Here is an 11,664-nt window from a genome sequence, read left to right on the forward strand (position 1 = left end):
GGTCAGCGCGGGGTCCGCCGTCACCGGCCGCCGCGCGATCCGTCAGGATGGTCCGAGTTCGCCCGAGAGACCGCGTCCCAGGAACGGAAGTCCACCACGATGTGGAGCGTGATACGCCCCCTGTCCCTGCTCTGCTGCGCGGTCGCCGTACCCGTCCTGGTCGGCTGGGTCGCCGACCGGCTGCTGCGCCGGGCGCTGGGCCGCCGCCCCGGCTCGCGGACCCTGCCGCTGCTGCGCCGCTGCCGGATGCCGCTCCAGGCGGCGGTCGCGGCGGTGTGGCTCTATGCGGCGGTACCGGCCGTCAGGCTGCCGGAGGAGCTGTACCCGGGGACCCGGCACCTCCTGCTGCTGCTGGCGCTGGCCGCCTCGGGCTGGCTGGGCGTCCGGGTGACCGGCGCGCTGGTGACCACGGCGGTGGGCCGCTATGAGAGCGCCGTGGACGACGACTCCCGGGTGCGCCGGATCCGTACCCAGGTGGGGCTGATCCGGCGGGTGACGCAGGCGGCGATCGTGCTGCTGGCCATCGCCTCGGGGCTGATGACCTTCCCCGAGGCGCGGACGGCGGGCACCAGCCTGCTGGCGTCGGCCGGAGTGATCGGCGTGGTGGCGGGCATCGCCGCGCAGTCGACGCTGGGCAACCTCTTCGCCGGGTTGCAGATCGCCTTCGGCGACATGGTGCGGATCGGTGACGTGGTGGTGGTGGACGGCGAGCGGGGCGAGGTGGAGGAGATCACCCTCACCTACCTGGTGCTGGCCACCTGGGACCAGCGCCGGGTGGTGATGCCGGTCTCGTACTTCACCGGCCGCCCGTTCGAGAACTGGTCGCGCAAGGACCCCCGGATGACCGGCACGGTGCTGCTGCACCTGGACCACGCCGCCCCGATCGCCGAGCTGCGCGCCGAGCTCAAGCGCTATCTGGACGCCAGTGCGCTCTGGGACCGGCAGGGCTGGTCGCTGCTGGTCACCGACACCACCCCGACCACGGTGCTGGTACGGGCCCTGATGACGGCCCGCGACGCGGACGACGTCTTCACGCTGCGCTGCGCCGTGCGCGAGCATCTGCTGGGGTATGTGCGGGACCACCACCCGGAGGCGCTGCCCCGGGTCGCCACCTCGGCGGCGGCGACCCTGAAGACCCTGGACCGGGCGGCCTGGTCGCCGTCCGACGCGCCCCCGCCGGCACCCCGACCCGCCGTCTCCCTGGCCAAGAAGGAATCCTGACGAGCCGTCAGGAGACCACGTCCTTGCCCCGGAAGCCACGGAAGGCGAGCGCCAGCAGCACCACGCCGTACGAGGCGGACACCGCCGTCCCCCTGATCATGCCGCCCCACTCCAGCTGCGGTTGCAGGGCGTCCGCCCAGGCGTACTGCCAGTGCGCGGGCAGCAGCTCGCGCCAGTCGCCGAGCGCGGTGACCGCGTCCAGCACACTGCCGACGATGGTGAGGAAGACCGCGCCGCCGACCGCGCCGAGCGGGGCGTCGGTGGCGGTGGAGAGCCAGAACGCCAGCCCGGCGGTGGCGAGTTGGGAGAGCAGCAGATACAGCACCACGATAGCCAGCCGGGGCAGCGCCGAGCCCGCCGCCAGGGTGCTGCCGGTGGGCAGCCGCAGATCGCCCCAGCCGTAGGCGGCGGTGCCGACGGCGAGCGCCACGGCGGGCAGCAGCACCATCGCGGCGGCGCTGAAGGCCAGCCCCACGGCGAGCTTGGCGGCCAGCAGCCGGGTGCGCGGCACCGGGGCAGCCAGCAGATAGCGCAGCGAGGACCAGCCCGCCTCCGCCGCCACCGTGTCACCGCAGAACAGCGCCACCGGGATGACCAGCAGAAAGCCGGTGGAGACAAAGAGCGCGGTGACGGCGAAGTTGGCGCCGGAGGCGGTGGCGGTGTCGATCAGGGTGGCCCGGCCCCGCTCCCCGTCGGGGCCGCCGCCGAGGGCGAACGCGGCCAGCAGCACCAGCGGCAGCCCGGCCAGCACCGCCGCCATCACCAGGGTGCGGCGGCGGCGCAGCTGCCGTACCGCCTCCACCCGGAAGGGCAGGGTGCGGCGCGGCAGATAGCCGGGGGCGTGCCCGGCGTCGGGGGCCTGCGGACGGCCCAGCGGCGGCACATGGGGGCCCGCCGGGGGCGGCGGTACGGTGCTCACGCGGGTCCTCCGATCAGGGAGAGGAAGGCGTCCTCCAGGCGGCGGTGCGGTCCGACCCGCTCCACCGGGATGCCGAGCCGCACCAGTTCGGCCAGCAGCCGGTGCGCCGGGAGGTCCCCGAGGCGGATCAGCAGGCCGCCGTCGGCGGGCTCGGCCGAGGCCACCCCGTCCAGCGCGGCGACCTTCTCGGCGGCGACCGCGCGGCCGTCGGCGTCCAGCGCGTCGGGGCCGCTCTCCGGGATGGTGACCAGCAGCAGGTCGCCCGCGCCGACGATGTCGGCGACGGCCCCGGCGGTGACCAGTCGGCCCCGGTCCATCACCACCAGATGGGTGCAGCTCTGCTCGACCTCGGAGAGCAGATGGCTGGAGACGATCACGGTCCGCCCGGTGGCGGCATAGCGGATGAGCACCTCCCGCATCTCGCGGATCTGCGGCGGGTCAAGGCCGTTGGTGGGCTCGTCCAGGATGAGCAGCTCGGGCAGGCCCAGCATGGCCTGGGCGATGGCCAGGCGCTGCCGCATGCCCTGGGAGTAGGTGCGCACCGGCCGGTCCAGCGCCTCCCCCAGACCGGCGATCTCCAGCGCCTCGGCGAGGTGCGCGTCCTCGGCGGGGCGGCCGGTGGCCTGCCAGTACAGCCGCAGATTGTCGCGGCCGGTGAGGTGCGGCAGGAAGCCTGCGCCCTCCACGAAGGCGCCGACCCGGGAGAGCACCGGCGCACCGCTGCGCACCGCGTGCCCGAAGATCCGGACGGTGCCCCGGTCGGGGCGGATGAGGCCCATCAGCATCCGCAGGGTGGTGGTCTTGCCCGCCCCGTTGGGGCCGAGCAGCCCGACGACCTGGCCCTGTTCGACGCGGAAGGTGAGGTCCTGGACGGCGTACCGGTCGGCGGCCCCGGCGTAGCGCTTGGTCAGACCGGTGATCTGGAGCGGGACCGGGGCCAGCGCCGGGTCGGGCGGCGGGGTGCGGCGCGGTCCGCCGCGACCGGTGAGCAGCAGCAGTGCGGCGAGCGCGACGGCGGCGGCGGGCAGCCCCCACACCCAGCGGGGCAGCGGGGCGGGCGCGGTGCGCAGCCCGTGGTCGGCGGGGACGGTGAGCCCGCCGCCGGCCGTCGCGATCCGGTATGTGGCGGGCTCGACCGGGGAGGCGTACGCCAGGTCGGTGGTGGAGAGCACCACCAGCATCCGGTGCCCGGCGGTGAACTCGTGGTCCACGGCCGGCAGCAGCACCTCGGCGGTACGGCCCTGCGGGGCGTCGGCGCCGGTGATCCGCAGCGGGGCGACCAACTGCTGGGGCAGGCTGCGGGTGCCGTCCGGGGCGACGTCGTAGAGCTTGGCGAAGAGCACCGCATCGGGCCGGTCGGCGCGGACCCGTACGGTGACCCGGGGTGCGCCGGTGACCCGGACGGCGGTGGCCAGCGGGGCGGAGCCGAAGGAGGCGGACTGGCCGGGCAGGTCCAGGGAGAGGCCGCCGCCCACGGCGGAGAGCTGGGAGAGCGCGGCGAGGCCGGGGACGGTGGAGACGGAGGGCGGGGAGCCGCCGGCCGGGTTGGCGGCGCTCTGCTCGCCGCCGGTGAGCGGGATGGTGCGGCTGGTGGTGCCGTCCAGACCGGGGTAGCGGTCGGCGGTGGCGCCGCGCAGCACCGGCTGGACCCCGGTGGAGTCCAGGCCGCCGGTGCGGGTGACCCGGAAGGCCGGGCCGGTGGGGGTGGTGGCGCCCTTGAGGTAGTGGTCGAACCAGTCGGCGACGCGCTGCTGCACCCGGCCGGTCTCCTGGTCGCCGCCGTCATGGCCGCCCGCGTACCAGTCGACGGCGACGGGTGCGCCATTGGCGGCGACGGCGCGGGCGATGGCGTCGCCCTGGTCGAGCGGGAAGAGCGAGTCGTGCTGGCCCTGGACGACCAGGGTGGGGACGCGGATGCGGTCCGCCACCGACGAGGGGCTGGAGCGTTCCAGCAGCTTCACGGCCGCCGGGTCGGGGCGTCCGGCGACCGCGACCCGGTTGTACATGGCGCAGAGCCGGTCGGTGAAGCGGCCGCACCCGGCGGGCGCTGCGGCGGCCGCTGCGGCGGCGGTGGGGCCGGTGGTGGGGGCGGCGGGGGCGGCGGCGGTGGAGCCGGTGGTGAAGAAGATCCCGGCCCAGAGCTTCTTGAAGACCCCGTCGGCGGCGCTGCCGCCCACGGTGCGCTGCGGGAAGAGCGCGTCGGCCAGGTTCCACCAGGTGATCTGCGGCGCGACGGCGTCGATGCGGCGGTCGTATGCGGCGGCGAGCAGCGAGACCGCGCCGCCGTACGAGGCACCGGTGATGCCGACCCGGGGGTCGCCGGGGGCGTCCAGCCGAACCTCGGGGCGCTTGGCCAGCCAGTCGACCAGCGCGCGGACGTCGCCCACCTCGCGGTCGGGGTCGTCCAGGCCGATCCTGCCGCCGGAGCGGCCGAAGCCCCGGGCGGACCAGGTCAGCACCGCATAGCCGTCCCGGGCGAGCTGCTCGGCCTGGGCCCGTACGCCGTCCTTGGAGCCGCCGAAGCCGTGTGCCAGCAGCACGGCGGGGCGGCGGCCCGGGCCGCCGGCGGTGAGGAAGGCGGTGTCGATGCGGACCCGTTCGGCGCTGCCGGGGCTCTCCGGCAGTTCCAGGAAGTGCTGCTCGACGTGGACGGCGGGCCCGCTGCCGGAGGCCGCCGCACCCCAGACGCCGACGCCCCCGGCCGTCACGGCCAGGGCGAGTACGGCGGCGGCGAGCCGCCGGGGGCCGCGCGGCCGCCCTGTCCACCACTGCCGCATACGTCGGCCGCCCAGGTCCATGGTCGGTGATCCTAGCCACCGCAGGTGACAGCGGACCGGCCCGGACCTCGCCACGCGGCGGGAGCCGGTGCCCCGCCCGCCGAGACGTGTCCGGTGGCGAGGCGTCCTGGCGCGTACAGCTGCACGGCGGCGGGCCGCCCTCGTAGCGGGTCTGCCTCGTACCGGTTCTCTGTGCGGATGGCTCGCCAACGCGGCAGCTGTCCGTGCCGGGGCGGCGGGCGAGGCACCAGCTCAGCCGGTGAGCCCCCGGGTCATGGTGCGGTGCGGAAGGCCGCCGTCCAGGTACTCGGGGCCGTGGGCGGTGTGGCCCAGGCGCTCATGGAAGCCGATCGCGGAGACCTGGGCGTGCAGCTCCAGCTCCCCGGCGCCGCGCTCCAGCCCGGCCCGTTCGATGGCGCGGACCAATGCCACACCCGGCCCGGTGCCCCGGGCGGCGGGCAGCACCGCCAGGCGGCCGGTGCGCGTCGCCGCTCAGCTCTCCGAGGCGATGATGTCCAGGGCCTTGGCCAGGTCCTCCGGGTACTCGCTGTCGAACTCCACCCACTGCCCGTCCGAGGGGTGCTCAAAGCCCAGGTGGACGGCGTGCAGCCACTGGCGGGTGAGGCGGAGGCGCTTGGCCAGGGTGGGGTCGGCGCCGTAGGTGAGGTCGCCGACGCAGGGGTGGCGCAGCGCGGACATATGCACCCGGATCTGGTGGGTGCGGCCGGTCTCCAGCTTGATGTCCAGCAGCGAGGCGGCCCGGAACGCCTCGATGAGGTCGTAGTGGGTGACCGACGGCTTGCCGGAGGCGACCACGGCCCACTTCCAGTCGGCGGTGGGGTGCCGGTCGATCGGCGCGTCCACGGTGCCGTGCATCGGGTCGGGGTGGCCCTGCACCAGGGTGTGGTAGCGCTTGTCCACGGTGCGCTCGCGGAACTGCTGCTTGAGCAGGCTGTAGGCCAGCTCGGACTTGGCGACCACCATCAGGCCGGAGGTGCCGACGTCCAGCCGGTGCACGATGCCCTGCCGCTCGGCGGCGCCCGAGGTGGAGATGCGGTACCCGGCGGCGGCGAGGCCGCCGATCACGGTGGGGCCGGTCCAGCCGGGGCTGGGGTGGGCGGCGACGCCGACCGGCTTGTCGACCACCAGGACGTGGTCGTCCTCGTGGACGATCCGCATGCCGTCGACCGGCTCGGCGACGATCTGCACCGGCGCCGCCGGGGCGGGGATCTCGACCTCCAGCCAGGCCCCGGCCATGACCCGGTCGGACTTGCCCGCGGTCGCGCCGTCCACCCGGACCTTGCCGTCGGCGGCGAGTTCGGCCGCCTTGGTGCGGGAGAAGCCGAACATGCGGGCGAGCGCGGCGTCGAGACGCTCGCCCTCAAGGCCGTCGGGTACGGGCAGGGTGCGGATCTGCGCTGCGGTGCTCACCTGAACGAGTATGCCGGACGGTCGGGCCCCCTCCGGCCACGGCCAGGGGGGACGGCCGGGGTACGGCGGTCAGCCCTGCTCGGGCTCGGCCGGGGCCTCCGGTGCGTCGGGCTCGCCCGGCTGCTCCTCGCGGTCGCGGTGGACGGTGCCGTCCGGGTTGGAGCCCCGGAAGGAGAGCAGCACCACCAGCACACCACCGCAGACGATCGCGGAGTCGGCCAGGTTGAAGACCGCGAAGTGCTGGAGCGAGACGAAGTCGACCACATGGCCGCGGAAGACGGCCGGCCCCCGGAAGAGCCGGTCGGTGAGGTTGCCCAGCGCTCCGCCGAGCAGCAGGCCCAGCGCCACCGCCCAGGGCAGGCTGTGCAGCTTGCGGGCGATCCGCCAGATGACCACGATCACCGAGGTGGCGATCAGGGTGAAGACGATGGTCAGGGCTTGGCCCATGCCGAAGGCCGCGCCCGGGTTGCGGATCACCTGGAAGGTGAGCACATCGCCGATCACCTGGATCGGGGCATGGCCTTCCAGGTCGGAGACGACCAGCAGCTTGCTGCCCAGGTCGACCAGGTAGGCGAGCAGCGCCACGGTCAGCAGCACCGCGATCCGGCGGCGGTGCACGGGAGCGGAGGCGTCGGCGGACTGCTCTCCGGGGGTGGGCTGCTCCCCGGGGGTCTGCTCCCCGGGGGCCGTCGCGGCCTCGGCGGCGCCGTCCCGGGCTGCGCCGTCCTGGGTCTGGTGGGAACCTGGCGTACTGATGATCCGCTCCGCTGCCGTCACAGGTGGGACCGGCCCCGGGGCCGGGGCGGCGCTGTCGAGGTCGAGCGTACGGCACCGGGCGGCCGGTGGCCCTGCTGGGCCGCGAGGCCCCGGCCGTGCGGGGGGTCAGCGCCGCTCCTGCTTGGCCTTGCACTGGACGCAGAGCGTGGCGCGCGGGAACGCCTGCAACCGGGCCTTGCCCACCGCTTCGCCGCAGGACTCGCAGAGCCCGAAGCCGGTCCCCCGCAGCCGGTCAAGCGCGCGCTCGGTCTGGGCGAGCATGTCCCGCGCGTTGTTGGCGAGGGCGAGCTCGTGCTCGCGGGAGATGTTCTTGGTACCGGCGTCCACCTGGTCGTCGCCGGCGCCGTCGCCGGAGTCCCGCATCATCCCGGAGATGGCCGCCTCGGCGGTGTCGATCTCCTGGCGCAGCCGCTTGGCCTCGGCGGTCAGCTCGTCGCGCAGCTCGTCGACCTCGGCCGCCGTCCAGGGCTCCTCCCCGGGGCGTACCGGCAGCTGCGCGGGGTCCAGCGGCCCCGGCTCCGGGATCGCGGCGGTGGCGGCGGCCGTACGGGTGGCGCCGGTCGCGGCGGCGTGGGTGCGGGTGGGGACCGCCGGCCGGGCGGCGGCGGTGCCGGTCTTGCGGCGCGGGGTCGCGGTGCCCTCCCCCTGGTCCGCCACGGCCCTGCGGGCCGCCCGCCTGGTGGCGGTGGTCCCGTTCTCAGCCTTCTCAGCCATGGCTACGACCCCTTCACGAATGGTGACGGCCGGCGGTTCCCGGACCGCTCGGTGCCGGAACGATAATTCGCCGCGATTCATGCCACAACCGGACATTCCGATCTGAGTCCGATGTCCACCCGGGGAGTCCCCTCCCCAGGCATGACGAGGTTGTGCCCAGAACGTGACCCGCTAACCGCTTTCCGTGGCCGCTACCGCACGGTCCGGGGAAAGCGGTGGCGCCGCCCTATACACTTGCTCCCGCAAGGCGTTGACGGGACGAGTACCGCCGTACGCAGCCAGCAGCGACCCGGGGACGGTGGGAGCCCGGGGGCGTGCGCGACGGGAAGATCACCCCTGAGCCGCCGGAAGAACGGCCCGCAGGCCCAGTAGACCCGGCAGCAGCACCCAATGAGTGGGCCACGGCGTACCGCACGCGGCCAAGGAGGGTGGTACCGCGGGACGGCGCACACCGTCTCGTCCCTCCGTCGGAAGCCGCACACGACGCATCCGCCGGAGGAAGGCCCCCGCGATGACCAACCCCGAAGAGCCCCGCTACCGGGCCGTACCCGCGCAGGTCGACCTGCCCGCCCTGGAGCACGAGGTGCTCGCCTTCTGGCGGGACGAGAAGATCTTCCAGCGCAGCCTGGAGCAGTCCGAGGGCCGCCCCGAGTGGGTCTTCTACGAGGGCCCGCCCACCGCCAACGGCATGCCCGGCGCCCACCACATCGAGGCCCGCGTCTTCAAGGACGTCTTCCCCCGCTACCGCACCATGAAGGGCTACCACGTCGGTCGCAAGGCCGGCTGGGACTGCCATGGGCTGCCGGTGGAGCTGGCCGTGGAGAAGGAGCTGGGCTTCAACGGGAAGCAGGACATCGAGGCGTACGGCATCGCCGAGTTCAACGCCCGGTGCCGCGAGTCGGTCACCCGGCACACCGACGCCTTCGCCGAGCTCACCGAGCGGATGGGCTACTGGGTCGACATGGACCAGGCCTACCGCACCATGGACCCCGACTACGTCCAGTCCGTCTGGTGGTCGCTGAAGCAGATCTTCGACAAGGGCCTGCTGGTCCAGGACCACCGGGTGGCCCCCTGGTGCCCCCGCTGCGGCACCGGCCTCTCCGACCACGAGCTGGCCCAGGGCTATGAGACCGTGGTCGACCCCTCGGTCTTCGTCCGCTTCCCGCTCACCTCCGGCCCGCTCGCCGGGGAGGCGTCGCTGCTGGTCTGGACGACCACTCCGTGGACCCTGGTCTCCAACACCGCCGTCGCCGCCCACCCCGAGGTCACCTATGTGGTGGCCACCGACGGCAGCGAGCGGCTGGTGGTCGCCGAGCCGCTGCTGGCCAAGGCGCTCGGCGAGGGCTGGACCGCCACCGGCCAGACCTTCACCGGCCGCGAGATGGAGCGCTGGGCCTACCGCCGCCCCTTCGAGCTGGTGGAGATCGAGGACGCGCACTACGTCGTCAACGACACCTATGTCACCACCGAGGACGGCACCGGACTGGTCCACCAGTCCCCCGCCTTCGGCGAGGACGACCTGCGGGTCTGCCGCGCCTACGGCCTGCCGGTGGTCAACCCGGTGCGCCCCGACGGCACCTTCGAGGCGGAGCTGCCGCTGATCGGCGGCGTCTTCTTCAAGAAGGCCGACGAGGCGCTGGTCGCCGACCTCCAGGCCCGGGGGCTGCTCTTCCGGCACCTGCCGTACGAGCACAGCTACCCGCACTGCTGGCGCTGCCACACCGCGCTGCTCTACTACGCGCAGCCGTCCTGGTACATCCGCACCACCGCCGTCAAGGACGCCCTGCTCCGCGAGAACGAGAACACCAACTGGTTCCCGGAGTCCATCAAGCACGGCCGCTACGGCGACTGGCTCGACAACAACGTCGACTGGGCGCTGAGCCGCAAGCGCTACTGGGGCACCCCGCTGCCGATCTGGACCTGCGAGCAGGGCCACCTCACCTGCGTCGGCTCGCTGGCCGAGCTGGGCGAGCTGGCCGGGCGCGACCTCTCCGCGCTGGACCCGCACCGCCCGTACATCGACGACATCACCCTCGACTGCCCGGAGTGCGGCACCACCGCCACCCGGGTCCCCGAGGTGATCGACGCCTGGTACGACTCGGGGTCGATGCCCTTCGCGCAGTGGGGCTACCCGTACCGCAACAAGGAGCTGTTCGAGAAGCGCTACCCGGCGCAGTTCATCTCCGAGGCGATCGACCAGACCCGTGGCTGGTTCTACTCGCTGATGGCCGTCGGCACCCTGGTCTTCGACCGGAACAGCTACCAGAACGTCGTCTGCCTGGGCCACATCCTGGCCGAGGACGGCCGCAAGATGTCCAAGCACCTGGGCAACATCCTCCAGCCGATCCCGCTGATGGACCAGCACGGCGCCGACGCGGTGCGCTGGTTCATGGCCGCCGGCGGCTCGCCCTGGTCGGCCCGGCGGGTCGGCCACGGCACCATCCAGGAGGTGGTCCGCAAGACCCTGCTCACCTACTGGAACACCGTCGCCTTCCAGGCCCTGTACGCCCGCACCGCCGGCTGGGCCCCCTCGGCCGCCGACCCGGCGCCGCAGGACCGGCCGCTGCTGGACCGCTGGCTCCTCTCCGAACTGGGCATCCTGGTACGGGAGGTGGACGCGGCGCTGGAGGGCTACGACACCCAGCGGGCCGGCAAGCTGCTCTCCGGCTTCGTGGACGACCTCTCCAACTGGTACGTACGCCGCTCCCGCCGCCGCTTCTGGCAGGGCGAGCCGGCCGCCCTGGCCACCCTGCACGAGGTCGTGGACACCGTCACCCGGCTGATGGCGCCGCTGGTGCCGTTCATCACCGAGCGGGTCTGGCAGGACCTGGTGGTGCCGGTGGTGCCGGACGCCCCCGCCTCGGTGCACCTGGCCTCCTGGCCGACCGCCGACGAGACGCTGATCGACACCGGCCTCTCCCGCCATATGGCGCTGGTCCGCCGCCTGGTGGAGCTGGGCCGGGCCACCCGCGCCGACTCCGGGGTGAAGACCCGTCAGCCGCTCTCCCGGGCGCTGATCGCCGCCCATGGCTGGGAGGAGCTGCCGCCCGAGCTGCGCGGCCAGATCGCCGAGGAGCTCAACGTCGCCGAGCTGGCCTCGCTGAGCGAGGTCGGCGGCTCCCTGGTGGACACCACCGCCAAGGCCAACTTCCGGGCGCTGGGCAAGCGGTTCGGCAAGGGCGTGCAGGACGTCGCCAGGGCCATCGCCGCCGCCGACGCCGCGGTGCTCTCCGCCGCGCTGCGCGCCGGGGGCACCGCCACCGTCGAGGTGTCCGGCGAGGCCGTCGCGCTTACCCCGGAGGAGGTCGTCGTCACCGAGACCCCGCGCGAGGGCTGGGCGGTGGCCAATGAGTCCGGCGCCACCGTCGCCCTGGACCTGCACATCACGCCCGAACTGCGCCGCACCGGCGCGGCCCGCGATGTGATCCGGCAGATCCAGGAGGCCCGCAAGACCAGCGGCCTGGACGTCGCCGACCGCATCGTGCTCCGCTGGACCGCCACCGACCCGGAGACCATCGCCGCACTGGCCGAGCATGCCTCACTGGTCGCCGACGAGGTGCTGGCCGTCGACTTCGCCCAGGGCGAGGCCGACTGGGAGTCGGAGCCGTTCACCGACGAGTCGCTGGGCCTCTCCTTCCGCCTCCGCCGGGCCTGACCTGCGGTCACGGCCCACCGGCCGCACCGCCAACGGAGCCGCCGACCCCGCCCGGGGTCGGCGGCTCCTGTCGTGTACACGACCGCTAGGCCATCGGCCGCAGCACGAGGGCGCCCCCGCTGCGATGCAGTGGGGGCGCCCTCGGGTGGTGCGTCCTGGATCAGGTGACG

Annotated in this window: 8 protein-coding genes; 2 read left to right on the forward strand and 6 right to left on the reverse strand. The window is 74.1% G+C overall.

Annotation, left to right across the window (positions count from 1 at the left end; genetic code table 11):
* The first annotated feature begins 99 nt into the window (after window positions 1-99).
* On the forward strand, window positions 100-1,221 hold the full coding sequence (locus C7M71_RS06020) for a mechanosensitive ion channel family protein (protein ID WP_111490021.1): 1,122 nt from the start codon (window positions 100-102) through the stop codon (window positions 1,219-1,221).
* Window positions 1,222-1,228: 7 nt separating this feature from the next.
* Here C7M71_RS06020 and C7M71_RS06025 read toward each other — a convergent pair whose 3' ends face one another.
* From C7M71_RS06025 to C7M71_RS31490, 6 genes are all read right to left on the reverse strand, one after another.
* Window positions 1,229-2,104, reverse strand: a complete 876-nt coding sequence (locus tag C7M71_RS06025) for an ABC transporter permease (protein WP_175607775.1) — start codon at window positions 2,102-2,104, stop codon at window positions 1,229-1,231.
* A gap of 32 nt (window positions 2,105-2,136) precedes the next feature.
* Window positions 2,137-4,938 (reverse strand): CocE/NonD family hydrolase, encoded by a 2,802-nt coding sequence (locus C7M71_RS06030; RefSeq protein ID WP_229758563.1) that lies wholly within the window; start codon window positions 4,936-4,938, stop codon window positions 2,137-2,139.
* 231 nt (window positions 4,939-5,169) lie between these two features.
* Window positions 5,170-5,382: a GNAT family N-acetyltransferase gene (locus tag C7M71_RS06035; RefSeq protein WP_322975147.1), complete on the reverse strand. Its 213-nt coding sequence runs from the start codon at window positions 5,380-5,382 to the stop codon at window positions 5,170-5,172.
* 27 nt (window positions 5,383-5,409) lie between these two features.
* Window positions 5,410-6,348, reverse strand: coding sequence for an RluA family pseudouridine synthase (locus C7M71_RS06040; protein WP_111490765.1), 939 nt, complete (start codon window positions 6,346-6,348; stop codon window positions 5,410-5,412).
* A gap of 69 nt (window positions 6,349-6,417) precedes the next feature.
* Window positions 6,418-7,125 (reverse strand): signal peptidase II, encoded by a 708-nt coding sequence (gene lspA / locus C7M71_RS06045; RefSeq protein WP_111490764.1) that lies wholly within the window; start codon window positions 7,123-7,125, stop codon window positions 6,418-6,420.
* A 105-nt stretch (window positions 7,126-7,230) separates the two neighbouring features.
* Window positions 7,231-7,839: a TraR/DksA family transcriptional regulator gene (locus tag C7M71_RS31490; RefSeq protein WP_407675868.1), complete on the reverse strand. Its 609-nt coding sequence runs from the start codon at window positions 7,837-7,839 to the stop codon at window positions 7,231-7,233.
* 511 nt (window positions 7,840-8,350) lie between these two features.
* On the opposite strand from C7M71_RS31490, the gene ileS reads away from it, so the two are divergent.
* On the forward strand, window positions 8,351-11,494 hold the full coding sequence (gene ileS, locus C7M71_RS06055; protein ID WP_111490762.1) for an isoleucine--tRNA ligase: 3,144 nt from the start codon (window positions 8,351-8,353) through the stop codon (window positions 11,492-11,494).
* Window positions 11,495-11,664: the final 170 nt, after the last annotated feature.

Source organism: Peterkaempfera bronchialis (genome assembly GCF_003258605.2).
Taxonomy (GTDB): Bacteria; Actinomycetota; Actinomycetes; order Streptomycetales; family Streptomycetaceae; genus Peterkaempfera; species Peterkaempfera bronchialis.

Bases quoted from the DNA above. Each gene is read 5' to 3' on its own strand.
- C7M71_RS06020 (WP_111490021.1), top strand. From the start codon at position 100: ATGTGGAGCGTGATACGCCCCCTGTCCCTGCTCTGCTGCGCGGTCGCC.
- C7M71_RS06030 (WP_229758563.1), bottom strand. From the start codon at position 4,938: ATGGACCTGGGCGGCCGACGTATGCGGCAGTGGTGGACAGGGCGGCCG.
- C7M71_RS31490 (WP_407675868.1), bottom strand. From the start codon at position 7,839: ATGGCTGAGAAGGCTGAGAACGGGACCACCGCCACCAGGCGGGCGGCC.
- ileS (WP_111490762.1), top strand. From the start codon at position 8,351: ATGACCAACCCCGAAGAGCCCCGCTACCGGGCCGTACCCGCGCAGGTC.